Source organism: Ruegeria sp. HKCCA5763 (genome assembly GCF_013034545.1).
Classification (GTDB): Bacteria; Pseudomonadota; Alphaproteobacteria; order Rhodobacterales; family Rhodobacteraceae; genus Ruegeria.
This window is the reverse complement of sequence record NZ_WQGF01000002.1, coordinates 1-23,936: the sequence shown is the minus strand read 5'-3', so window position 1 is coordinate 23,936 and position 23,936 is coordinate 1. Positions and strand designations below refer to the sequence as shown.

Sequence of the window (23,936 nt, the reverse complement as noted above, 5' to 3'; positions counted from 1 at the left end):
TGACCGGAGGTGACCCTATGCTGACCCAGATCAAGACCGCTTTCACCCGCGCGCAATCGACCATTTTTCAGGATGCGGTTGGCGTGATGTCTTTGGTCGTGATCCTGATGGTAGCTTTGCACCTGCCGGTTGGTTTCTAAGCCTTTCTGCCTGCGATCTCGTGCCGAAAAAACCGCGCTGTCATCCCCATTTCAGTCAAGGGTGACCTGCCTGTCCCAAACCCCTTGAGGGGCCATGCCTCGGCCCCGCGCGGTGAACCGGACCCCACACGAGACACGCAATGCCTGCCGCCGCCCTTTCGCCCGGAAGGAGCGGCGGTTTTTTTCAGCAGACCAGTTTTGAAGATCCCAAGCAGCGCGGACAGGACAGAGTTGAGCGCGATAATCGCAGCTATTATCCCGATCGGGTCAATAACAACCCAAAGCGTGACGAAATGCTCTAGTAGATTGTTCTAACCCATTCCTACTGAAATCTGACCTGAGGCGGAACAGGTTTACTTTAGTTTGCCAAGTTTACGCGCAATGGGCCTGTTCGGCCTGTGCCATGGCCTCGGCTGTGGCATCCAGCGCCAGAAGGATCGAGGCGTGCCGGTTCTTATAATCCCGTGCCGGCATAAGGACTTCGAGCCCGTCGAAGGGAGCATCTGGGGCAGGTCCATCTTTTTTCAGCATTGCAGCCAACTGATCGCGAGCAGCTTCGACCTGAGCACGCGTCGCGCCAATGATCGCATCCCCCACGACCGCGGCAGAAGCTTGACCCAAGGCGCAGGCTTTGACGTCCTGACCAAAGGCACGCACCCGGCCGTCCTGAACCTTGACATCCACTGTCACGGTCGAGCCGCACAGCGGTGACCGTTTCTTGACCGTTGCATCTGGGTCGTCCAGACGGTCAAGATGCGGAATATCTGCCGCCAGCGCTAGAATGCGCCCGGAATACAGCTTTATCAGGTCGTTCTCGCCGCTCATGGCTTTCCCTCGTCGTGTGTTCCTCATACATAGTGGCCAGCCCACCGGATGCAAAAGGTTTTTCGAGATGACTGAGCCTGTCATATTTGACCCATCGACATTGAAATATAACGAGGCGGGCCTGATCCCTGCAATCGCACAGGATGACGCGTCGGGCGAGGTTCTGATGATGGCTTGGATGAATGCTCAGGCCGTTGAAAAGACGCTGGAAACGGGCAGGGTGACCTATTGGTCGCGGTCTCGTCAGTCTTTCTGGATCAAGGGCGAAACCTCGGGTCATGTCCAAGAACTGGTGGACTTTCGGATCGATTGTGACCGCGATTGCCTTCTGGTGCTGGTGCGTCAGACCGGGGCTGCTTGCCACACAAATCGCCGGACCTGCTTTTACACCGCTGTTCGTGACGGGGCCGAGACAGAATTGATGGCTCCGATGGAATAAGCGCGCCGGATCAAAGCCCGACCATACGCCGAATGTCAGCGGGGCTGGCGCCTTCAGCGCGATATTTTGAGATCGCACGCGCGTCGTCGCGCTTGGCCAATCGTTTGCCTGCATCATCACGGATCAGATCGTGGTGAAAATACTCGGGCGTTGGTAAATCCAATAGAACCTGAAGCAGAACATGGATGCGGGTGGCTTCGAACAGATCCCGACCCCGAACAACACGCGTGATTCCTTGCGCCGCGTCGTCCAGGACAACGGACAGATGGTAAGACGTGCCCATGTCCCGGCGGGAGAGAACAACATCTCCGACGGTTTTTTCCATCTCATCCGGAGTGAAGGTGATTACACCTGTTTCCCCGTCGGGGCCGGAACCGAGTTCAGTGAACTGAAGTCTGGACCTCTCCTGAATCGCTTGACAAGCCTTGGAAATGTCCAGCCGTACAGCTTCGTGTTTTGGGCGAAGGTGTTGGGTTAAGTCTTTGCTTGCATTGAATTTACGACAGGTCCCGGGATAGATTATTCCGTCAGGCCCGTGCAGCGGTGCGCCTTCCTGCGGAGCGCTGGCTGCAGCGGCAATATCTTTGCGGTTGCAGGTGCAGGGATACAGAAAGCCCCGCGCCCAGAGTTGATCCAGGGCGGCATCGTAAACCGCCATGCGATCCGATTGGCGCATAACAGGACGTGGCCAATTCAGGCCCAGCCAGGTCAGATCATCATATATCTGATCCTCCCAATGCCGTCGCGAACGGGATTGGTCGATATCCTCGATCCGCAGCAGGAACTGACCACTTTCAGCTTTGGCCATGTCGTTGGCCATCAATGCGGAATAAGCGTGGCCCAGATGAAGTGGCCCGGTTGGAGATGGCGCAAAGCGCGTCAGGAAAGTCACGCTTTTTCTATTATATACACGTCAGCGTTAAGGTTGATTCCGGGTAGATGCGGCCCATGTTCACGAAATAGCAAACGTGCGGCCCCCATGTCGACCCAATCCGTAACGCGGCAGGTGAAAGTGTGATCTGCCAGCGCGTGATCATTCAAAGAAAACGCAAACAGCCCTCCTTTGGGTAAAGCATGCATCAAAGCGTCGATTGTCTCTGCCGGGGCAGCGCCCTTACCGATGACACCGATGGCTGTGACAATCGAATATGCACCACGTTTGAGCGGAGCTGGCTTGGTGATATCGAAGCCGGTCAGCTTTCTGTACACACCCTTAGCATTTGCCTCTTCCAGCATTTTGGGAGTGGGATCCATGCCATCGATAGTCTCGAACCCGACTGAGCGCAAAGCCTGACCGGACATTCCGGTTCCACATCCAAAGTCCAGCACCGGGGTTTCAGGGTGGGGGTGGGCAGACCACAACGCCGCCGCCACGCGACCTGGCGTGACATATCCATGATCTTCGACCTCTTTATCATAGGTCGCCGCCCAGTTCTTGTAGTGCGATTCTGTTTCTTGTGGTGTGTCGAGGTTGTAGGTGCTGTCTAGGAACTTGTCGGTCATACCTGCATGCTAGGCCGAGACCGTATTGTGCGTCCAGTCAGCAATGCTCCAACCAGGTGCTCCATTCCAACTTGGCGCGGTCCGTATAGGCTTTGTACCGGTCCTTCCGGCCTCGCCGCCCACCTTTCAGACCATCCACCGGACGGAATAGACCAAAATTCACATTCATCGGCTGAAAGGTCTTGGCCTCGGCCCCGCCGGTAATGTGATGAATCAAAGCGCCCATTGCGCTGTCCTGCGGCACGTCCGGCAGATCACGCCCAAGTATCTCTGCAGCTGCCAGACGCCCTGCCAGCAAACCCATTGCGGCGCTTTCGACATAGCCCTCGACGCCCGTGATCTGCCCGGCGAACCGGATATTCGGCTTGGATTTCAATCGCATCTGCGCGTCAAGCAACGTGGGTGAGTTGATGAATGTGTTGCGGTGAATGCCGCCCAAGCGAGCAAAGCTGGCGCTTTCCAGGCCGGGGATCATTCGGAACACCTCGGTCTGGGCACCGTATTTCATCTTGGTTTGGAAACCCACGATGTTGAACAACGTGCCCAGTGCATTGTCGCGGCGCAGCTGCACCACGGCATGAGGTTTGACGTCCGGTGCATGTGAATTGGTCAGGCCGACCGGTTTCATAGGACCATGGCGCAAGGTTTCGCGCCCGCGTTCTGCCATGACCTCGATGGGCAGGCAGCCGTCAAAGTAACCGGCTGTTTCGCCCTCGTGGAACTCGGTCTTGTCAGCAGCCAGAAGTGCGTCGATGAACGCCTCGTACTGATCACGGTCCATCGGGCAGTTCAGATAGGCTGTGCGCTCTTCTTCTGTTTCGCCTTTGTCGTACCGCGACTGCATCCAGGCCTTCGACATGTCGATGCTCTCGGCATAAACGATGGGCGCAATGGCATCAAAGAAGGCCAGCGCCTCGGCACCAGTTTCCGAGCGGATCGCTTCGCCCAGTGCTGGCGAGGTCAAGGGCCCTGTTGCAAAGATCCATTGGCCGTCATCGGGCAGGGTGGTCACTTCTTCATCCGTGACCGAAACGCGTGGGTGGGCGCGGAGTTTTGCGGTGACGCTTTCGGCAAAAGGGTCACGATCCACCGCAAGCGCCCCTCCTGCGGGCAGGCGATGGGCGTCGGCCGTTGTCATGATCAGCCCATTGGCAGCCCGCATTTCCCAATGCAGCAGGCCAACTGCATTCTGTTCGTCATCATCCGACCGAAATGAGTTCGAGCAGACCATTTCAGCCAGATTGCCGGTTTGATGGGCAAAGGTACCAACGGTTGGGCGCATTTCGTGAATCACCACGTCAACGCCCATTTCCGCCGCTTGCCACGCCGCCTCGGATCCGGCCATGCCGCCGCCTACAATGTGCAAAACTTGTGTCATGCGCTGCCACATAGGGCAGACCACAATCGTGCGCAACTCAGCCAGTGCCAGTTTCGATAATTTTAAAGGGGGGTCTTGGGGTCGCCGCTGCGGGAATGTCAGCGCTGGTGAGAGAGACCAGCTGGAGGGACCTTCCGCCCACGGCGACCCAAAAGTGTCCTGAGGCCTCAGCCTCGACCCAGCTTTGCCACAGAGTCGCCGTTTTGAAAAGTGCAAAAATCAAAACAGTGGCAAAAAATGTGCAAAACAATTGCCTCATTGGGTCCAATTTGGGGGGCGCTTTTCAATAAAGGCGGAAATGCCTTCTTCTGTGTCGCGGTGCAACATATTCTGCGCCATTACCTCTCCGGTATAGGTGTAGGCCTGATCCAGGGGCATCTGAAGTTGTTGATAAAACGCCTCTTTTCCGATTTTCACGGCAGCGCCAAGCTTTGAGGCCACAAGCTCGGCCAGCGCATTGGCTTCATGGTCCAGCTGCGATTCCGGGATGACGTGGTTGATCAGCCCAAGTTCTGCGGCCCTTTCGGCTGAAATGAACGCGCCTGTTGTCAGCATCTCAAAAGCTTGCTTTCTGGGGATGTTGCGGCTGAGCGCCACCATTGGTGTCGAGCAGAACAACCCGATATTGACCCCGTTCACGCCAAAGCGCGTACCCTCGGCTGCGACAGCCATGTCGCAGGTCGCAACCAGCTGACACCCGGCGGCGGTGGCAATGCCATGGACCTGAGCGATAACGGGTTGAGGAAGCGACTGGATTGACATCATCATCCGGGCGCAGCGCGCAAACAAATCCTGGAAATAGGCTTTGCCCCCATCTTCGGACTGACGTCCGGCTGTCATTTGCTTCAGATCGTGCCCGGCACAAAAAGCCTTTCCAGCGCCTGATAAGATCACTGCGCGGATGGACCTGTCATCGCGCAAAGCGTCAAGTTCATCCTGAAGCGCAGCCAGCATCTCTTCGCTCAGCGCGTTCAACCGCTCGGGCGCGTTCATTGTAAGCCGTGCCACCGCGCCAGTGTCGTTACGTTCCAGAATTGCCATCTTGCCCTCCGATCCCAAGTTGGGCCAACTCTAGGTCGGGAAGAGCAGGAGGGAAAGTATGGCTTTGGCAATGAACAGGGATGAACTGTCGCAATACCTAAAAGAGGTGTTTCCTCAGATTCATGAGGATTTTGTTGTCGAAGAACTGGCCGAAGAAAACATTACCATGCGCCTTGTGGTCCAGGACCGGCACCTGCGCCCCGGGGGCACAGTGTCTGGCCCGTCCATGTTTGGTCTGGCGGATGTCAGTGTGTACGCTATGGTTTTGGCGCGAAAAGGGCGGCAATCCCTGGCGGTGACGACCAGCAGTTCGCTGGATTTTCTTCGCAAACCCGCAGGTGGCGCCGATCTGATTGCGACTTGCCGATTGCTTAAGTTAGGTCGAACATTGGCCGTCGGCGATGTTTTGATCTATTCCGAAGGCATGGACGAGCCGGTTGCGCGGGCCAGCATGACGTATTCCATTCCACCGGCAGGCTCGGCCGCGGCGCGGTTCGGCTAAAAAAAGGCCGGGGACTGGCCCCGGCCCAGGAAGAGGTCCCAATAATTGGGACTGGGGATGATTCAGATCTGCCAGAAGTAGCGTTTTACTTCACGGTCCGCCTGCGTGCGGGTCAGGCCAACATCTTTCAACAGCCGATCATCCAGATTGCCCAGATTGACGCGACTGCGACGGCGGCGTTCCCATTGAGTGACCGCAGCCGCAAACCGCACGGCCAGCACAGCGATCAGCGGCAGCCGAGGGCTGGCGTTCAGCAGTATAAGGGCGGGGTTGTGCATTGTGCGTGTCATCTCAGAGTTCCTTTCAAATTGTATTGACACAAAGCAGTGATATTCGGTACAAGATGTTGATACATTCAATATTGTGTCAAAATCAAAGGAAGAATTGTAATGGATACAATTTGGCCGGAAGAGTTGCCGAAAGCCAAGGGGCCAAAGTATACTTTGGTTGCTGACACAATACGAAAAGCAATTGAGAGCGAAGCGTTAGACATCGGATCTAAGCTGCCGCCGGTGCGCGAACTGGCGTATCGATTGCAGATCACACCGGGTACTGTTGCACGGGCCTATACGATTTTGACGGATGAAGGCTTGTTACAAGCAGAGGTCGGACGTGGTACATTTGTAGCCCCTCCGAAATCCCCGATTCTGGATGATGTCTGGTCACGTCAGTTGCATTTGGCCGAAGCACAGAATGCCAATCACGTCAGCCTGTTCAGTCCAAGATTGGCGGATATGGGGCAGGTGTCGTTGATACGGGAGTGTTTGCAGAAAGTTGCGCAGTCCGATCCCGCATTATTTATGAACTATCCAACCCGCGATGCCTATAAGCCAATGCGCCAGGCGGTGGTCGAGTGGCTGTCGAATTTACCGCTGGGTCCGCTGACGGATGACGACATTGTACTGACTCATGGGGGGCAGAACGGATTGTGTCTTGTGTTTCAAAGCATCCTTCAAGGTCCCAAGCCGGTCGTTTTGGTCGAAGACCTGTCTTACGCCGGCTTTCGCCGCGCCGGTGAATTGATGCGGGCCGAAGTGGTCGGTATTCGCATGGACAAGTGGGGCATCGATCCCACTGCGATGGAACATGTTTTGCGGCAGACAACCGCGCAGGCGATTTGCGTTTCACCCGAGGTGCAGAACCCGACCGCACTGCACACCCCGCTTGAGCGGCGCAAAGAGGTAGTTGAAGTTGCGCGAAAATTCGATGTGCAGATCGTGGAAGATGACTGTTATCGCATGGGTGAGGCTAAAGAGCCCAGCTATCGTGCCTTGGCGCCCGAGCGGGGCTGGCATGTATCGTCGATCTCAAAAGTTCTGACGCCATCACTGCGCGTCGGGTTTGCCATTGCCCCGAAAGAGCGAAGTGTGGATCTGAGACGCTCGGCAGAGTACGGGTATTTTGGGCTGGCGCAGCCGTTGGCAGAGCTCACCCGATTGCTTTTGTCTGATCCCCGTACGCGGCAGATCGCCAAAGATGTCAGAACCCGAATGGGCGAGTATGTGCGTGTCACAGTGAATGCGCTGGGTGGTTTTGACCTGACGTGGGCACCAGACGTACCGTTTGTCTGGCTGAACCTTCCATCTGGCTGGCGCGCAGCAGCTTTCAGCCGGGCGGCAGAGCGGGAGGGGATACAATTGCGATCGGCGGACGAATTCGCTTTGCGCGATGGCCGTGCACCAAATGCGGTTCGCATTGCAATGAACGGGCATGTCTCGTTGCAACGGTTCGAGGACGCAATGCTTCGCCTGCGTGCGTTGTTGGACAATCCGCCCGAGCAAATCAGCGTTTAATTTGGGGTAAAATAATACCTATTTTTTAAGGTGTTGTTTTGCCTAGTAAAAAACAGGTTTACTGCGCTTGACGTGCGCGCGGCCACCCCATAGAACCCCACCATCGAATTCGGACCGCTCTGTCTTGGGGCGGTCTTTCACATCAAACAGGATTATCCTGCCATGAAAACCTTTTCTGCAACACCTGCAGACATCGACAAGAAGTGGATCCTGATCGACGCCGAGGGCGTTGTTCTGGGCCGTCTTGCCTCGATCGTCGCCATGCGCCTGCGTGGCAAGCACAAAGCATCGTTCACCCCGAACATGGACATGGGCGACAATGTCATCGTGATCAACGCTGACAAAATCCAGATGACCGGCAAGAAGCGCGAAGAAAACTTCTACTGGCACACTGGCCACCCGGGCGGCATCAAATCGCGCACCAAGCAGCAGATCCTTGAGGGTGCACACCCCGAGCGCGTCGTGACCCAGGCGGTCAAGCGCATGCTGCCGGGCAACCGCCTGGCGCGTCAGCAGATGACCAACCTGCGCGTATACGCCGGTGCCGAGCATCCCCACGAGGCGCAAGCGCCCGAAGTTCTGGACGTTAAGTCCATGAACAAGAAAAACACCCGGAGCTAATGACCGATGGCTGATCAGATCAATACTCTCGAAGAGCTGAGCGCCGTCGCAGGCGTTGAAACCGTGGCCGAAGAAGTCATCGTGCGTGAACCCGTACGTGACGAGCTGGGCCGCTCCTACGCCACCGGTAAGCGTAAAGACGCTGTTGCCCGCGTTTGGATCAAGCCGGGTTCCGGCAAGGTCACCGTAAATGGCAAAGACCAGGACAAGTATTTTGCGCGTCCGGTTCTGCAGCTGATCCTGCGCCAGCCGTTCCAGGTTGCTGGTGTTGAAGGTGAATTCGACGTTGTCGCAACCGTCAAAGGCGGTGGCCTGACCGGTCAGGCGGGTGCGGTTAAGCACGGCATCTCGAAAGCGCTGCAACTGTACGATCCGAACCTGCGTGGCGCTCTGAAAGCCGCAGGCTTCCTGACCCGCGACAGCCGCGTTGTGGAACGTAAGAAATTCGGTAAGCGCAAAGCCCGCCGTTCGTTCCAGTTCTCCAAACGTTAATCGCCGGGACAATCCAAAAGAAAGGGCTCGCATCTGCGAGCCCTTTTTCGTTGCATTTACTGCGACTTATTCTTCGTAGACGAGCTTCCACGCGCCGTTTTCAACAACATTTACGAACACGGTATCCGCGCCTTGGTGATCATCCGGCCCATAGGTGATGTGGTTGCCGACCAGATCGTCCTGATAGTCCAGCGATTCCATGGCCGCGATGAAACTGTCATGGGTCAGATCAGGACCTGCGGCCTCCAGCGCTTTGACCATCATCTCGGCGGCGGAATAGCCCAGCATTGCAAACCCAACCGGATCTTCACCCGTGGCGGCCTTGTACTCTTCTATGAACGCGGCGGGGGCGGGCTCATCGGCGCGGGCCCACAGATCCTGCCACGAGGCGGCGGCATAGAAGCCGTCGGTCACGCCTCCGGGAACCTGCGCCACGACTGTCAGGAAGCTGGCCGAGGTGCCCAGGAATTTCATATCCGTCAGGCCCATCTTCTTGGCAGTACCCACCACAGTGATCGCCTGACGAACGCCCAGCGCCATCGTGACAATGTCACAACCTTCTTCCTTGAGTTTACTGAGCGAACCCACGAAATCGGTCTCATCTGGTTTATGAGTGGTCTCGGATCCAAATGTGATCCCGGCCTCTTCAGCCCCGGCCTGGCTGCCCTCAAGAATTTCTTCGCCGAAATCGGTAGGCAGGTACATCGTGCAAACGGTTTGTGATCCAAATTCACCTGCGAGGTATTTCACGCCAATGCGGGCTTGATCATAGTAAGTCGAGAATGAGGTGAACTTGTTGCGCATAGGCTCTTGCAACATCTGCCGCGCCGCCGTCAGGGGGGCAACGTTCGGAATTCCCTTTGGATCCAGCAGTTTGAAGCCGGCCATGTTCATCGGTGTGCCCAGTGATTGCAGCATCGCAAACACTTTGTCCCGGTTCAGCAGTTTGTTGTAACCCTGCATTGCACGCGGCATCTGATAGCCATTGTCTTCGACGACAAAGCGGATTTGTCGCCCGTGCACGCCTCCGGCTGCATTGACACGGTCAAACACAACATTTGCGCCTTTGGTGGCCGGAACGCCCACGGCTGCGAAGATACCACTCAGATCGTTGACCGACCCGATCACGATTTCATCGTCGGTTACGCCTTGGGTTTGCGCCAAACCTATGGTCGCCGAGGCGGTCAAGGCCGTGGCGACAGCCAATAGTTTGAATGACTCTCTCATTTCTCTCCTCCCGAAATTCCCTTGTCTAACTGTACATGTCTTCAATCAGATGTCCGTGTTTCTTTTCCACCAAACCCCGTTTCAGCTTCATCGTAGCGGTCAGTTCATCGTCTTCGGCTGTTAAAAGCACGTCGATCAGCCGGAAATCCTTGATCTGTTCAACCCGTGCAAACTGGGTATTCACGGCTGCAACTTCGGCACCGATCAGATCGCATACCTCAGGCGCGGCACAGAGTGAGGCGAAATTCGAAAACGGAATTTTGCGGTCCTGTGCATATTTCTCGACATTTTCCTGATCGATCATGATCAGGGCCGTCAGGTATTTTCGCCTGTCACCAATCAGGATCGCGTCAGAAATATAGTGGCTGAACTTCAACTGGCTTTCGATTTCGGCCGGGGTGATGTTCTTACCACCTGCGGTGATGATGATGTCTTTCAGGCGGCCGGTGATGGTGACAAAGCCATCCTTGTCGATATGCCCCATATCCCCCGTGCGCAGCCAACCATCGGCAGTGAACGTCTCGGCCGTCTTGGCATTATTGCGCCAATACCCCTGAAAGACGTTCATGCCTTTCAGCTGGATTTCACCATCTTCTGAGATACGGATGTCGGAGCCTTCGACGGCTTGGCCGATGGTCCCGATCCTGTTGCTTTCAACGGTGTTGAGCGTGGCCAACCCGGCGGTTTCAGTCATCCCAAAACCTTCGACCAAAGGTACTCCGATGGCCCAGTACCATTTCAGCAAGTCAGTCGAAATCGGTGCAGCTCCGGTGCCGCCACGACGCAGTTGGTCCATGCCCAGCATACGACGCAGGTTCTTCAGAACCAGTTGATCCCATATCCAGAACTGCACCGCGATACCGATCGGAACGTGTTTCCCTGCCGCCCTGTATTCGGCGCGGCGAGCGCCTGCTTTCAATGCCATCCCAAAGGCCGCGCGCCCCAACGGTGTGGCCTCCTGCGTCAGAATTTGCACATGCGCATAAATCTTTTCCCACACGCGCGGCACAGCCGTGAAGGTCGAGGGCGAGACCTCTTGCAAGTTCGCAAATACGGTTTCCGGGCTTTCCGCGAAATTCACAGTGCAGCGGGCCGCCAGCGGGAAATAGACCGACACGTCCCGTTCCAGAATGTGGCAGAGCGGCAGGAAGCAAAGCTGCTCATCACTGGCCAGAACCGGTAAGGCCCGCGCGCCGGATTCAATGGCAGCAAGGATATTTTCGTGGCTCAGCATCGCGCCCTTGGGCTGTCCTGTGGTGCCAGAGGTATAGACAAGCAGCGCCGTATCCTGCGGTTTCGCCAGCGCGATTTCGGCCTCGAACCGCCCGTGATCGGCTGTTTCTGCCTCTCGGCCAAGCGCGTAAAGGTCGTCGATCATCATGCAGCGTGGGTGCTTGAGGTCGTGCAGACCTTCGTATTCCAGAATGATCACCTTGATCAGGTCCGGAACTTCGGCTTCGATTTCCAGGAACTTGTCCAGATGTTCTTCATCTTCGACAATCAGGAATTTGCTGCCACTGTCATTGATCAGGTATTGCAACTGACTGGCGGAATCGGTGGTGTAAACGCCCGAGGCTATCCCCCCGACGCCCTGAATACCCATGTCGAACCACGCCCATTCCTTGCGATCCTCGGATAGGATCGAGACCACATCGCCCCGTTCCAGCCCCAGTTTCCGTAGCGCCAAACCAATCCATTTGGCGTGTTGCCAGTAATCGGCCCAGGAATAGGATATCCAAATGCCTAGATCTTTTTCCCGATGCGCGGTGCGTTCGCCCAGCTCGGCGCAGCGGTGTTGAAACAGCTCGCTTATGGTGATGCAGCCGTCCACCCGCAGCGGCCTTTGACCTGTTGTTGCGTTAAAGCGCACGCCGTTGATTGTGGTCTGCGGGGGCAGGGGGCTGGCATCCATCCGTCTTACCTCCACGTCTTTTTCCGTTTCCAGCGCCGGTTTTCCCGCGCGCCGTCTTCACGCACACCAAGATAGAAGTTCTGAATGTCCTCGGATTTCAACAGAGCCTCGGCGCTACCGTCCATGACGATGCGTCCAACCTCCATCACATAGCCATGATGGGCCAGATCCAGTGCCGCATGAGCGTTCTGTTCGACCAACATCATGGTCATCTGCTGTTCTTGGTTGAGGCGCCTGAGGATCTCGAAAATCTCTTGCACCAGCATCGGCGACAGGCCCAGTGATGGCTCATCCAGCAACATGATGCGAGGACGGGCCATCAGCCCACGTCCGATCGCCAACATTTGCTGCTGACCGCCTGACAGTGTGCCAGCCTCTTGCCCGCGTCGATCTTTGAGGACGGGGAAATAGCTAAAGACCAGTTCACGATCTTGCTCGATCTGGTCTTTGTCCTTGCGGGAATAGGCACCAAGGCTGAGGTTTTCATCAACAGTCAGAAGGGGAAAGACCTCGCGCCCTTCGGGAATATGCACGATCCCGCGTTGCACGACCTTATGTGGTTCGGCCCCCTGAATGTCTTCACCATCAAAGGTGATTTGTCCCTTTTCAGGGTCCATCACGCCCGACACGGTTTTCATCAGCGTCGTCTTTCCCGCGCCATTGGCCCCGAGGATCGACACGATCTGCCCTTTGTGCACGTCCAATGACACCCCGCGAATGGCCATGATGGGGCCATAAAAGCTTTCGACATTGCGTATTTTCAGGATCGGCTCGGTCATGAAGCTTTTCCCAGATACGCTTCGATAACAGCCGGGTGGGCCTGCACTTGCGCAGGAGAGCCCAGTGCCAGTTCAGCGCCGTCTGCCATGGCCAAAACCCGATCTGACACGCCCGAGACCAGGCCCATGTCATGTTCCACCATCAGCACGGTGATGCCCATCTGACGCCGGATGTCATCGATCCACCACCGCATGTCACTGGTTTCTTCGACCGACAGGCCCGAGGCGGGTTCGTCCAGCAACAGGAGTTTGGGATCAGTTGCCAGTGCGCGCGCGACCTCAACCACCTTTCGCACGCCATAGGGCAGCCCTGCGATCATCTTGTCGCGATAGGCCTGAAGATCGAGGAAATCGATGATCTCTTCGACCTTCTCGCGGTTTTCGATTTCCTGCCGTCGGGCGGACGGAAGGAACAAAAGCTCGGAAAGCAGATTTGTTTGTCGATGCCTATGCCGCCCAACCAGAAGGTTTTGCAGAACGGTTGCGTGCTCGAACAGTTCGATGTTCTGGAACGTCCGTGCCACGCCAAAGGTTGCAACGCCCGAGGGTTTGACACGTAGCAGATCATGGCTGTCGAACCGGATCGACCCGGCGTAGGGCTCGTAGAACCGCGAGATCAGGTTGAATACAGTCGATTTGCCAGCACCGTTGGGGCCGACGATGGCAAAAACCTCGCCCTCCAGCACTTCGAACGATAGGTTATCGACCGCAGTGAGGCCGCCGAACTTCAGGGTTACGTTTTCAAACTCCAGCAGGCTCATCTTAGACGCTCTGTCTTTAGATAAGATTTTTGCCGTTTGAACATGTCCTTGCGGTAGAAGGGGAACAACTCGAACCAAGTGCGGATCTTTAGCCAGCGACCATAAAGGCCCATGGGTTCGAACAGGATGAAGGCAATCAGGATCATGCCAAAGATTCCGAATTCCAGGCCCGGAATGGCGACTGTGTTTCCTCCGAACAAGGCTCCGACATATTCTTTAGAGATCGAAAGGAATTGCGGCAGGAACCCGATCACGATCGCACCCAGAAATGCCCCGTGGATCGACCCCAGTCCGCCAATCACGATCATCATCAGCAACTGGATCGAGATCAGAACACTGAAGGTTTCATTGTTGAAGGCACCGGCAAAAAGCCCCATCAAAGCCCCGGCCCAGCCCGTCACAGCACAGGACAAGGCAAATGAGATCATTTTGGTGCGCGTAATGTCGATGCCCATCGCCTGAGCCGAAACCTCTGAGTCACGCACAGCGATAAAACTGCGCCCCAGCGGTGCTCGCAGCAGGTTGATATAGCCCAAGGTGACTAGAACCGTTACGGTTAGAACCAGCCAAAAGAACAGATCCGGCGTACCCCAGCGATCTACCAAATGGCCAAAGATCTCGACCCCGCCGACATACTTGCCTGCGACGCCTCCAGTGATGGGTTCAGACAGAACGATGATGTCATCCATCAGGATCGAAAGGGCCATGGTGAAGATGGCCAGGTAGATACCGTGAAGGCGCAAGGCAGGGATGGCAACTGTCACGCCCGCGATGCCAGTCAGTATTCCTGCCAGTGGGAAAGCGACCAGAAAGGGAACCCCTGCTTCGATCAGTGCAACGTTGGCATAGCAGCCAAAAGCCAGAAAAGCGGCATGTCCCAGACTGACTTGCCCGGTATGGCCGGTCAGGATCATCAGGCCCAGCCCAGCAATGGTCCAGATTAAAACATTTGTCAGTTCACCCAGATAGAATGCGTCCAGCCACCATGGGGCCGCTGCAACGACGGCCAGAAGGATCAGATAAAGACACAGTTGATACCGGTCTTTCCAAGGTCGGATGTCCTGCATGTAGTTGGTTTTAAACACGATCCGCATGGCTTAGACCTTTTTGACCCGAACCTGACTGAACAGCCCGTTGGGTCGGAAAATCAGCACGGCCAGCAGCAGAGCATAGGGCGCGACCTGGCTATAACCCGCGGCAATATAGCGGCTGGCAAAGGGCTCAATCACACCGACGATCAGCCCTCCGGCCAATGCGCCCGGCAGACTGCCAAAGCCGCCAATGACCGCTGCTGCAAAGGCCTTGATGCCCAGCAAACCGGTGGTCGGGTCCACCGCTCCCTTGGCGGCAAACAGGATACCGGCGATCCCGGCAACGATCCCGGCCAGTGCCCAGATAAAGCCCTGAACGCGTTTGACCGGAATGCCCATGTAATAGGCCGCCAATTGGTTTTGCGACGCGCCCTGCATCGCAAGGCCCAGTTTTGTGCGGCTGAAGAAGACATAAAGCGCCCCGGTCAGAAGGATCGTGACAACAATCACCGCCACATCTTCCATCCCCAGAACCAGACCGCCAAAGCGAACCTCTTTGCCGGCAAGCGGATTCTGCAGCGTTTGCGGCTCGTGCCCCCAGATCAACCCCGCAACAAAGCGGATCACGAACCCCAAAGCGATGGTCAGGATGACGACTGCGGTCTGGCTTTCACCGAACAATCGACGGATAATCAGCCGATCCAGCAGATAGCCTAAGGCACCCATAATCCCCAGTGAGATCGGCAGGGCGAGCCAGAAGGGCAGGCCCATATATTCAGTATTCGTCAGGCCGATAGTCACAAAGGCCCCCAGCATCATGAAATCACCCTGCGCGAAATTCACCGCTTCGGTCGCCTTGTAGATCAGAACAAAGCCAAGTGCGATCAGGCCATAGACGCAGCCATTCGCCAGTCCGCTGATCAGCAGCTGTGCGTTATCCAAACTGTCCTCCCTCCAACGAGCAACAGGTGCCGTCAGCCTCACGCAAGTCTTCGGGGTGCGTGGGGTTCTTCTACTATGGCGTGATTATCACCTTTCCGTCACTCTTTTTCAGCGCATTGGCTAAATTTGGCACCAGATCTCTGAGTGTAAGGTGTTCAGAAACATCTGTTTTCCAGCGCCCGTCTGCAAAACGCGCCTGAACCTCGGCCACCACCCGCATCTGATCGGCCGGTGGCGTCGACATCATCCATTGCGTCAGCCAGAAACCTTCGATCCGCTTGCCCATAAAGATCAATTGGCCGGTTTGGGTGAGCGTCGGCGCTTCGGTCGAAAGCTTTCCATAGGTGATCCAGCGTGCACGGTTTGGCATGGCGCAAAACAATTGTTCCGACAGTTGGTCAGTCACGGCGTCAAGGAAAACGCGTGGCTTCATGGACGTGCTCAGTCCGGCAAATTGCTCAACAACATCTGAATCTGTCGTCACCAGAACTTCGGCAGCGCCGAGGCTTTTCAACGTCTCAACGGTCTCCGCGCGCCGCACGAGCGCAATGGGTTTCAGCCCAAGATCACGCCCAAGGCTGCACATCAGTTTTCCAAGCTGGCTGGTTGCGGCAGACACGACAAACGCGTCGCCGTCGGCCTTGGCCATGTCTACCATCGCCATCGCGGTCAGCGGATTGACGATCTGCGCGGCCCCGTCATCGTCCGAGATATCCGGCCTTAACGGAATGCACATTTGCATCTGCGTGACAACATATTCCGCCCAGGCCCCCGATCCGGCAGCAACAAAGGCAACCCGCTGACCTTGCAGGGCTTCGGCACCTTTTCCGGTGGCCACAACATCACCGCATCCTTCGAAACCTGCAGGGGATCCCTTTACGCGAGGTTGGCCGTACTCGCCCTTGATGAAATGCAAGTCGGACGGGTTGACCGATGCGGTTCTCAATCTGATCAGAACCTGACCAGGGCCAGGCTGTGGCACGGGTATCTCTGCGGGTTCCAACCATTCGGCTGCGTCAGATATGGCTGGCCCGCTGGATGTGCCAGAATATCCTTCATGTTTTAATAGAGTGGCAAACATGGTCTGTGGCAGTTCTGTCATTTGGTCATCCTCAACAAATCTGAAGTCGAAATCGCCGTATTAAACACGTACCCTTAACAGGCGTGGCGCGTGCCGAGCTTTGGAATGAGCCAATCAAAAGCCGCTCGGGGCGTCAATTCAATGCCGAAATAACGTGGGGGCACCTAAGATGCGCCCATAGGGTGGGGCCAAACCACAAGGTCGACCCCAAGTATTTTATTGTTGTGTCAACAGGTTGGTCAGTTCCTGGATTTTCTGAGCGATGGTCTCAGGCGACGCTTTGATATCGTTTACGATCTGGATCGCCTGCTTTTTCAGGTCGGCCGCCAGAGTGCTTTCTTCCAGCGAAGCCATGATCCCGTCATAGTCGAAATTGGCTGGGTTTAGCTTGCCTTCCTGAATCCAGGAATTCAGCAACTCCTGCCCCTGATCGGTCAGCGCGGCGACCTGATCGCCCGCCTGTTGCGCAGCTTCTGACGCCTGATCCGCGACCGACGATGCCGCTTCTGCTGCCTGATCGGCCACTGATGCAGCCGCCTCAGAAGCTTGTTCGGTTGCGGTGTCAACGGCGTCGGCCACAGCGTCCTGAGCGTCAGAGGCAGCGTCGGCCAAGGCATCGCCAGCTTCCTCTGCGGCTGTTTGCAAACGCTCTGCCGGAGTAGGTTCGGGTTGGTTGAGGTAATAGTAGCCGCCAACGCCGAATACAGCGATGATGACGGCCAAAATAAGAGTGCGCGACATATGAATCTCCTTTGAATTTGTGTCGCCGGGATGCCTGAAGACTAACGCAATGACAAAGGGGAATTCCTTTGAATTCTCAGCAGAATAGAGGTTTGAGCCAGCCTACGCTGATACAAGGCTTTGCATACGGCAACATCACGCTGCTTTGGGAAATCGCGCATTGCAATTGCGCAGCCATCCGCTTGCCCCACTAAAAGCCAGAGCAATTCTCTGCACAACTTTTGAATTCAAGGCCAAGCCGGGGAGTGGCGGAGAGACAGTCCGCCATTGCAAATTCCTGTCAGTTCCAACAGAGGCTGTATTCTCAATTGTTTATAGGGATTTGGTTCTTGCAGGTTCCAACGCTATCCCCCATATTCTAGAAGATTATGGGGGATGATATGGCGGATGCAACTAGCGCTATAAATGAGCAGCGGCTGAAAAGCGGCAAGCACCCCGAGAAAGCTCTGTCGGCTGCGTTTGTGCGAACAGTTTCAGAACCGGGCAAATATAACGACGGCCACGGCCTGTTTCTTCGCGTTGACAAAAGCGGTGCCAAACGTTGGGTGCAACGTATCGTCATCAAAGGCAAGCGAACGGAGTTAGGATTGGGGCCCTTGTCACTGGTGCCGCTTGCAGAAGCCCGCGAGGTAGCACTTGAAAACCGCAAGATCGCACGTTCGGGTGGCGATCCGTTGCGAGCGAAGCGGGAAACTCAATCTGTGCTGACATTCGAAGAAGCAACATGCAAGGTGCACGAAATACACGAGCCGTCATGGCGGAACAAAAAACACGCTGCACAGTTTCTCTCTACCTTGCAGACTTACGCGTTTCCGCGCATCGGTCGCATCAGAGTTTCGGAAATCAGCACGGCCGATGTTCTGGCGGTTTTGCAGCCCATCTGGTTGGAAAAGCCGGAAACAGCGCGACGTGTGCGCCAACGCATTGGAACGGTGCTGAAATGGGCAATAGCTCAAGGCTGGCGACAAGATAACCCTGCGCAGAACATCGGATCCGCGCTGCCCCGGCAAGACAAGACGCAGGCGCACCGCAAGTCGATCCACTACAACGACGTTTCCGGATTTCTCGAAGCAGTGAAGTCTTCCGGCGCATTGATGTCGACGAAGTTGGCTTTGGAGCTCATTGTTCTGACAGCGACGCGATCCGGCGAAGCGCGACTTGCGAAATGGGATGAGATCGACATGGAAAACGCTGTCTGGACGATCCCCGCAGATCGCATGAAGGCAAAGAAAGAACACCGCGTGCCCTTGTCGCCGCGCGCCTTGGAGATTTTCGAACAGGCGAAGCAGCTCGACGACGGGTCCGGTCTTGTGTTTCCCGCGACAAAGGTGGGACGGCCACTGTCAGACAACACGCTTTCCAAGCTGACACGAGAATTGGGCTACGATGCCCATGTTCACGGGTTCCGCACGTCATTTAAAACATGGGCTCAAGAACGTACCAACATACCCCGCGAGGTTTCGGAAACTGCGCTGGCGCATACCATCCGGGATAAGGCCGAGGCGGCATATGCCCGCTCAGACCTGTTCGAAAAACGACGCAAGATGATGCATGGTTGGGCGGCATTTCTATGTGAGAGTGCCTCTAAAGTAACGAGGATCGGCTGATGGGCGTCTACATAGCGGCAAAGCTTCCAGATTTATGTTTGCCGATTGAAGCTGTTTTCTGGTTGGCGTTCGGCCGGGCGCCGGAAACGCACGTAGACGAATGGAAAAATGAAGCCCGTGAGTATCAATATGGGGATTATAGAATTAACCCTAACGTTGTTGGCGACACTTATCCAAATGTTAATGAATTCCCGTTGCCAGAAGAAATCGCTGCCACCGGTACTGCAGTTGACGAAGAGAGATATTTCAAGGGCATAGATCCGCCAACCAGTGAAGACCTACGACTAAAACTAGATGCAATTGTACGACAGCGCGAAGAAGCGGGCGAGGATGTGGGCGACTATTGGACCGAGCAGCAACTGGAAATCGATGCACATAGTTACACCGCTGAAATGCAAGCTTTGGTTGGGCCGCTGCTGGACGAATGTAGAGCTGAGGTCTTTCTCGCGTTGCGAAACGGACAAATCCAAGGAAGGGCTTTTCGTTGGGCAGACGAAGAGATGCGGTCGCACTTCTTTGAAGACATACCCGCCGATTTTTGGACTTTAAACTTGCTGGAGGAAGAACCCCCGCGCTTCGATGATCCCCGCGAGGGTTATGCCTGCATTTATATCGTGTTCGACGATGTGCTCTCCACTTTTCCAAAGCCTAAAGGCGTTACAAACCCCGAAACTGGAGAACGCACTGTTTTCAGCACCGTGCTCGACGAAAAGACATCTTCAGAAGTTAAATCAGTAAGGCCAAGGGGGGCACCTCAAAAGGGAGGCGGTGTTGCAAGAGCGGCTGTTCGAGCAGAAATTTCACGACTATTGGATGAGGGCAAACTATCTGGAAAGAAAGAGGCCGACATACAGTACGCAGTTGAGTGGTCACAAAAGAACCTCGATGTTTCGGTTAGCCGGTCGACTATGCAGCGTTGGATCGGCGACATATTGAGCAAGCGCCCATAAATACTGCTCATAATTCTCCTGCTGAGCTTCACATCATTGCGGGCTTTCTTCTGGTAATTGTGGGCCGCCATTCATTTGAATTGGCGTCGATTTTGGTATCAATGGTTCAGCATGTTCCGCAGCAACACAAGGACATGCGACATGGCATTGAGCAGTACACAGACGAACGAGCGGTTCCAACGCCGACCAATGGTGGAAGAGATGACGGGACTTTCCCGGTCTTCCATCTACGCCAAAATGGATCCGCGCAACCCGCATCATGACCCTGATTTTCCAAAGCCGGTTCGACTCGGGAAGAGAGCGGTGGCATGGCGCGAAAGCGAGATCCTAGCCTGGATGAATGGCCGTGAGAGTACTGCGGCATGAGATATCAATCTGACAATCCGCTCCTCGAAGTCTCTCCGTACGCAAGCGACGGCGGCCAGCTGATTGGGCGCGATCCACGAGAAATTCCTGCTGAGGACTATGTCGACAGACTGTTCCTTTTCGGACTCGATGTGATCCGGGCAAAATGCCTTGACTGTGCAATAGATCCTAAGGAAGTCCGAAAATGCGTTCAGACAAGTTGTGCACTTTGGGACTTTCGCATGGGGTGCGTCCCCAAGGCCTACAGAAAAGCCGTCATGAGGGCGAAAATGTCTGCCAATCGGTCCGGGGCTACTACCCTAGCCGAGCAGTCCGAGGTTGAACAAAATCCCGACGATGAGGCGGAAAATGATGCGGAGCAAGCGATATGACGGCTGCTTCATCCGCAACGCACACCGCAACGGCCGATTTCCAACCGCCCGAGACAGGAATCTGCGACAACCACTTGCTAGCAAGAAAGCTCGCCGGAGCCGTGGTGCCTGTATTTCCCTGTTTGGAAGAGGACCGCGGCACCAAGAAAGCCAAAGCGCCATATACGTCGCGCGGGTTCAAGGATGCGACGACTGACATCGCCACCATTGATCGATGGTGGCAGCTGTATCCCGGCGCGGTCGTCGGTTTGCCGACCGGGAGTGTTTCAGGGTTGTCTGTCGTTGATGGCGACGTTGACAAGGAAACCGGAGAAGCCGTCGGTGAAGACCAGATCGAGCAACTGTCACTGTCGCACCCGGATGCGGTGAAGGTGCGCACGCAATCGGGCGGCGTACAGCTCATCTTCATGCACGTCGAGGGCGCGCCCACGTCCAGCAAAAAAGCGGCCAGCCATGTCGATACGCGTGGCGATGGCGGATACATCATCGCACCCGGTTCGATCATGGCTAACGGAGCGACTTACGCCTATGAGGGCCGAAACCTATCGGCCGCCTTTGAGGCCCAAGACCTGCCCGGCTTTCCGCTCGAGGCATATCTTAAAGCTGTTTCCGTAAAGGACACAGCAAAATATGCTCAAACGTCGTTGACGCCAAAAGTCGAAGTCATTGATTTCAGCCAGGCCCAAGCGACAGATGACGAAACTCTTGAAGCAATGCGAGAGTTGCTCGCGGCGGCCCCGAACACTCTGATCCGAGAAGACTGGGTAAAGCTTGCCGTCTCGTTGCGTGTAGGTTTCGGTGACACGCTGCGCGATGACTTCATCGACTTTTCAATGAAATATGTCGGCGGCGATTGCGCTGCCAGGGACGCAGCCAAAGTTTGGAACTCATCCGGCAACCCGCACAGCATCACCTCCATCGCACCCGCTCTGGCCTTGCTGAAACAGGCAGTCGGTGAGGCGCAAAACAAAGCGATCTGGCGCAGCGTACTTAGCAAAAGGCCACCGTTGTCGTCTGGCGGCATGCCGCGCTCCGATGCGATTAAACCCGTCGACCTGAGCCATGATACCCTCGCGATCGCACTCGGAAAGAGCGGATGGAATGAGGATGCGCGTTACGTTGCAGCCTGGAACAAGTGGCTATTCTGGACTGGCACGCATTGGGCGATCGACGATCGCCTGCAGCACATGACGTTGACGCGTAAATTCTTGCGGCAACGTGCGGCAGAGCTGATGGAGCAAGCCAAGGATGATGGTCAATCCAAGAGGGTGGAAAAACAGGCGGACATCATTCGTGGGAAAACAACTGTTGCCGCGGTCGCGGATTTTGCCCGCTCAAACCCGGCAAGCGCGGCCAGTCCCGACGATTTCGACGGAAACCGAATGCTCCTCGGCACGCCGGGCGGAACCGTCGACTTACGCACCGGTGAAATGCGCGCAGCACGCCGGGATGACATGATCACGAAACAGACCGCCGTGGCACCAGCTCCCGCCGGTATAGAACCGTCGCTTTGGTTGCAGTTTCTGCGTGACGTTTTTGACGGCGACACGGAGGTGATTTCTTTCATACAACGTGCGGCTGGTTACGCGCTGACTGGCATGACCAGCGAGCATAAGATGCTGTTTCTCTACGGCACCGGTCGGAACGGCAAGTCTGTCTTTCTCAACACCCTCTTCGATCTTTTCGGCGATTATGCGCGTCGCGCGCCCGCGTCGATCTTCCTTAACTCCAGGTTTGAGCAACACTCCACTGGTATTGCCGGTTTGCAAGGTGCGCGCCTCGTCGTCGGGTCCGAACTGCCAAAGGGCAAGAGCTGGGATGAAGCGACAGTCAAGGACTTGACCGGTGGCGACAAGCTGACCGCGCGCCTGATGAAGCAGGACTATCTCGACTTCGATCCGCAGCTGACGCTCTTTATTGCGGGAAACAATATGCCATCCTTCGCCGGCATCGACGAAGCAATCCGCGCCCGGGTCGTGCTGGTTCCTTTCACTGTGACGATCCCGCCCGAGAAACGCGACAAGACGCTGCCGGATAAATTGCGCGCTGAAGCGCCAGCCATTCTGCGGTGGGCGATCGACGGAGCGCTGCAATGGCAGCAGAGTGGGTTGGACGTACCGGCCAGCATTACCGCGGCATCCAACGCCTATTTCCACGACGAGGACATTCTCGGGCAGTTTCTCGAAGACGAGACCGACGCTGACAGCGGCAGCTTCGTCACGAACAGCGCGTTGCATCAACGCTTCGGGCAATGGTGTGAGCAGCAAGGGCTGCAGCCCTGGACACAGCGCACGCTGCAAAAGGAGATGAAAAGCCGGCAATTTGTCAGCACGAGGCGCAACACTGGGCGCGGGTTTCTGCATCTCAAATTGAAATTCGGGTGACGAAAGTGACGGAAGTGACGCTTTTCCCTTTATGCGACGTACGCGCGAGATCTCACGTGAATCTCAGATACGTCGTACATAGGTGGAAGCGTCACTTCCGTCACTTTTCCCAAACAACGGAGAAATGACGATGAGCAAAATTGCGAAAGACAAGACTCCAAAACACGACTTGTTCACCTTCCGAAAAGACGAAGACGGTGTTTTGCACGTAGACCAGCACGGTGAAGACGCTATGACCAAGATCTTCGGCAGCGAGAGCCCTGCCGTTAACGAAGGCCTCTTCCTTCAGGGATACATGACCCTCAAGCCTACCGAAGTCGAAGACGGCACCACAGACATGCGGGGATTTATGCCCGCGATCGTCCGAGAAATCGCGCCGCGCGACGGTGTCGAACGCATGCTAGCGGTGCAAATGGCTACCACGCACGTCGCTTTGATCCGACAAGGTGGCCGCATGGCGAATGCCGAGCAACTCCCTCAGTTCGAGGCGCACGAACGGGCATACAACAAGCTTGCTCGAACCTACACGTCTCAGGTTGAGGCGCTGCGCAAGTATCGCAATGGCGGCAAACAAACGGTCACAGTACAGCACGTCAATGTTGAAGATGGCGGACAGGCCATTGTCGGAAATGTTGAGACCCGGGGGAGGGGCGTACATGAAAAGTGACGCCAGCCCCATGAGCAAGGCGCATGCAGCGCCAAGATGCACGGCAAAGTCAAAACGAACTGGAGAGCGATGCAAAGGCCCCGCAGTAAAAGGGTGGACGGTGTGCCGGTTCCATGGTGCCCGCGGCGGCCACGGCCCCGGCAAGGCCAACCCGGCTTACAAACACGGGATGCGGACGCGAGAATGGGAAGAGATGCGCAAGGCGATCAACGATCTGGTGCGGATGGAAAAAGATATCGAAGAACTGATTTCTGAGTGATCGCAGTAATTCAATGTCGGCTTCTGTTCCAAACCCGTCATCTGACGAAATGACTCAGATGTCGCCTTCGAGCCCAAAGCCGTCACTCATCTGGTGGAACATTAGAAATAAATATAGTCCTGAG

Annotated in this window: 27 protein-coding genes; 13 read left to right on the top strand and 14 right to left on the bottom strand. The window is 55.9% G+C overall.

What is annotated here, in order from left to right:
- Positions 1 to 17 precede the first annotated feature (17 nt).
- Both GOV89_RS22975 and GOV89_RS04480 read left to right on the top strand, forming a co-directional pair.
- Complete coding sequence (locus GOV89_RS22975; protein ID WP_256368504.1) at positions 18 to 140, top strand: hypothetical protein; 123 nt, start codon at positions 18 to 20, stop codon at positions 138 to 140.
- Positions 141 to 280: 140 nt separating this feature from the next.
- Complete coding sequence (locus GOV89_RS04480) at positions 281 to 442, top strand: hypothetical protein (protein WP_171237604.1); 162 nt, start codon at positions 281 to 283, stop codon at positions 440 to 442.
- A gap of 70 nt (positions 443 to 512) precedes the next feature.
- Here GOV89_RS04480 and GOV89_RS04475 read toward each other — a convergent pair whose 3' ends face one another.
- The gene (locus tag GOV89_RS04475) at positions 513 to 965 is read right to left on the bottom strand and encodes an iron-sulfur cluster assembly scaffold protein (protein WP_171234306.1); all 453 of its coding nucleotides are present in this window, start codon (positions 963 to 965) and stop codon (positions 513 to 515) included.
- A gap of 67 nt (positions 966 to 1,032) precedes the next feature.
- Between GOV89_RS04475 and hisI the strand changes: the two genes are divergently transcribed.
- Positions 1,033 to 1,404: a phosphoribosyl-AMP cyclohydrolase gene (gene hisI, locus GOV89_RS04470; protein ID WP_171237603.1), complete on the top strand. Its 372-nt coding sequence runs from the start codon at positions 1,033 to 1,035 to the stop codon at positions 1,402 to 1,404.
- 10 nt (positions 1,405 to 1,414) lie between these two features.
- Here hisI and gluQRS read toward each other — a convergent pair whose 3' ends face one another.
- The 4 genes from gluQRS to GOV89_RS04450 form a co-directional block, all read right to left on the bottom strand.
- Positions 1,415 to 2,296, bottom strand: a complete 882-nt coding sequence (gene gluQRS / locus GOV89_RS04465) for a tRNA glutamyl-Q(34) synthetase GluQRS (RefSeq protein WP_171237602.1) — start codon at positions 2,294 to 2,296, stop codon at positions 1,415 to 1,417.
- Complete coding sequence (locus GOV89_RS04460; RefSeq protein WP_171173943.1) at positions 2,293 to 2,907, bottom strand: class I SAM-dependent methyltransferase; 615 nt, start codon at positions 2,905 to 2,907, stop codon at positions 2,293 to 2,295. The genes gluQRS and GOV89_RS04460 overlap by 4 nt, the downstream gene beginning before the upstream one ends.
- Positions 2,908 to 2,944: 37 nt before the next feature.
- Entirely contained in the window at positions 2,945 to 4,285 is a 1,341-nt protein-coding gene (trmFO, locus tag GOV89_RS04455; protein ID WP_171173945.1) for a methylenetetrahydrofolate--tRNA-(uracil(54)-C(5))-methyltransferase (FADH(2)-oxidizing) TrmFO, read from the bottom strand.
- Between the two features lie 255 nt (positions 4,286 to 4,540).
- Entirely contained in the window at positions 4,541 to 5,326 is a 786-nt protein-coding gene (locus tag GOV89_RS04450) for an enoyl-CoA hydratase (protein WP_171237601.1), read from the bottom strand.
- 58 nt (positions 5,327 to 5,384) lie between these two features.
- Here GOV89_RS04450 and GOV89_RS04445 point away from each other — a divergent pair, with 58 nt between their 5' ends.
- On the top strand, positions 5,385 to 5,828 hold the full coding sequence (locus GOV89_RS04445; RefSeq protein ID WP_171237600.1) for a PaaI family thioesterase: 444 nt from the start codon (positions 5,385 to 5,387) through the stop codon (positions 5,826 to 5,828).
- A gap of 62 nt (positions 5,829 to 5,890) precedes the next feature.
- On the opposite strand, the gene GOV89_RS04440 is transcribed toward GOV89_RS04445, so the two are convergent.
- Complete coding sequence (locus GOV89_RS04440) at positions 5,891 to 6,118, bottom strand: DUF1127 domain-containing protein (RefSeq protein WP_171173951.1); 228 nt, start codon at positions 6,116 to 6,118, stop codon at positions 5,891 to 5,893.
- Positions 6,119 to 6,217: 99 nt separating this feature from the next.
- On the opposite strand from GOV89_RS04440, the gene GOV89_RS04435 reads away from it, so the two are divergent.
- From GOV89_RS04435 to rpsI, 3 genes are all read left to right on the top strand, one after another.
- A complete protein-coding gene (locus tag GOV89_RS04435; RefSeq protein WP_171237599.1) occupies positions 6,218 to 7,621 on the top strand; it encodes a PLP-dependent aminotransferase family protein in 1,404 nt (467 codons plus the stop codon).
- Positions 7,622 to 7,783: 162 nt separating this feature from the next.
- On the top strand, positions 7,784 to 8,242 hold the full coding sequence (gene rplM, locus GOV89_RS04430; protein WP_039536983.1) for a 50S ribosomal protein L13: 459 nt from the start codon (positions 7,784 to 7,786) through the stop codon (positions 8,240 to 8,242).
- 6 nt (positions 8,243 to 8,248) lie between these two features.
- The gene (gene rpsI, locus GOV89_RS04425) at positions 8,249 to 8,734 is read left to right on the top strand and encodes a 30S ribosomal protein S9 (RefSeq protein WP_171090107.1); all 486 of its coding nucleotides are present in this window, start codon (positions 8,249 to 8,251) and stop codon (positions 8,732 to 8,734) included.
- Between the two features lie 66 nt (positions 8,735 to 8,800).
- Here the strand turns inward: rpsI and GOV89_RS04420 are convergent, their stop codons facing one another.
- The 8 genes from GOV89_RS04420 to GOV89_RS04385 form a co-directional block, all read right to left on the bottom strand.
- On the bottom strand, positions 8,801 to 9,961 hold the full coding sequence (locus GOV89_RS04420) for an ABC transporter substrate-binding protein (RefSeq protein ID WP_171237598.1): 1,161 nt from the start codon (positions 9,959 to 9,961) through the stop codon (positions 8,801 to 8,803).
- 25 nt (positions 9,962 to 9,986) lie between these two features.
- Entirely contained in the window at positions 9,987 to 11,873 is a 1,887-nt protein-coding gene (locus tag GOV89_RS04415; protein WP_171237597.1) for a long-chain fatty acid--CoA ligase, read from the bottom strand.
- A gap of 5 nt (positions 11,874 to 11,878) precedes the next feature.
- Positions 11,879 to 12,652, bottom strand: a complete 774-nt coding sequence (locus tag GOV89_RS04410; RefSeq protein WP_171237596.1) for an ABC transporter ATP-binding protein — start codon at positions 12,650 to 12,652, stop codon at positions 11,879 to 11,881.
- Positions 12,649 to 13,413 (bottom strand): ABC transporter ATP-binding protein, encoded by a 765-nt coding sequence (locus tag GOV89_RS04405; RefSeq protein ID WP_171173961.1) that lies wholly within the window; start codon positions 13,411 to 13,413, stop codon positions 12,649 to 12,651. The genes GOV89_RS04410 and GOV89_RS04405 overlap by 4 nt, the downstream gene beginning before the upstream one ends.
- Positions 13,410 to 14,507, bottom strand: a complete 1,098-nt coding sequence (locus GOV89_RS04400) for a branched-chain amino acid ABC transporter permease (RefSeq protein WP_171237595.1) — start codon at positions 14,505 to 14,507, stop codon at positions 13,410 to 13,412. Before GOV89_RS04400 ends, GOV89_RS04405 begins: the two co-directional genes overlap by 4 nt.
- 3 nt (positions 14,508 to 14,510) lie before the next feature.
- On the bottom strand, positions 14,511 to 15,386 hold the full coding sequence (locus GOV89_RS04395; RefSeq protein WP_171173965.1) for a branched-chain amino acid ABC transporter permease: 876 nt from the start codon (positions 15,384 to 15,386) through the stop codon (positions 14,511 to 14,513).
- A gap of 73 nt (positions 15,387 to 15,459) precedes the next feature.
- On the bottom strand, positions 15,460 to 16,488 hold the full coding sequence (locus tag GOV89_RS04390) for an alcohol dehydrogenase catalytic domain-containing protein (protein ID WP_171237594.1): 1,029 nt from the start codon (positions 16,486 to 16,488) through the stop codon (positions 15,460 to 15,462).
- A 195-nt stretch (positions 16,489 to 16,683) separates the two neighbouring features.
- Positions 16,684 to 17,208 (bottom strand): hypothetical protein, encoded by a 525-nt coding sequence (locus GOV89_RS04385; protein ID WP_171237593.1) that lies wholly within the window; start codon positions 17,206 to 17,208, stop codon positions 16,684 to 16,686.
- Between the two features lie 380 nt (positions 17,209 to 17,588).
- Between GOV89_RS04385 and GOV89_RS04380 the strand changes: the two genes are divergently transcribed.
- The 6 genes from GOV89_RS04380 (at position 17,589) to GOV89_RS04355 (ending at position 23,812) form a co-directional block, all read left to right on the top strand.
- A complete protein-coding gene (locus GOV89_RS04380) occupies positions 17,589 to 18,815 on the top strand; it encodes a site-specific integrase (RefSeq protein WP_171237592.1) in 1,227 nt (408 codons plus the stop codon).
- Positions 18,815 to 19,765: a hypothetical protein gene (locus tag GOV89_RS04375; RefSeq protein ID WP_171237591.1), complete on the top strand. Its 951-nt coding sequence runs from the start codon at positions 18,815 to 18,817 to the stop codon at positions 19,763 to 19,765. The genes GOV89_RS04380 and GOV89_RS04375 overlap by 1 nt, the downstream gene beginning before the upstream one ends.
- Before the next feature lie 111 nt (positions 19,766 to 19,876).
- The gene (locus GOV89_RS04370; RefSeq protein ID WP_371810603.1) at positions 19,877 to 20,131 is read left to right on the top strand and encodes a helix-turn-helix transcriptional regulator; all 255 of its coding nucleotides are present in this window, start codon (positions 19,877 to 19,879) and stop codon (positions 20,129 to 20,131) included.
- 367 nt (positions 20,132 to 20,498) lie between these two features.
- Positions 20,499 to 22,886, top strand: a complete 2,388-nt coding sequence (locus tag GOV89_RS04365) for a phage/plasmid primase, P4 family (RefSeq protein WP_171237589.1) — start codon at positions 20,499 to 20,501, stop codon at positions 22,884 to 22,886.
- Between the two features lie 130 nt (positions 22,887 to 23,016).
- On the top strand, positions 23,017 to 23,553 hold the full coding sequence (locus GOV89_RS04360) for a hypothetical protein (protein WP_171237588.1): 537 nt from the start codon (positions 23,017 to 23,019) through the stop codon (positions 23,551 to 23,553).
- The gene (locus GOV89_RS04355; RefSeq protein ID WP_170469000.1) at positions 23,543 to 23,812 is read left to right on the top strand and encodes a hypothetical protein; all 270 of its coding nucleotides are present in this window, start codon (positions 23,543 to 23,545) and stop codon (positions 23,810 to 23,812) included. Before GOV89_RS04360 ends, GOV89_RS04355 begins: the two co-directional genes overlap by 11 nt.
- The last annotated feature ends 124 nt before the right edge of the window (positions 23,813 to 23,936 follow it).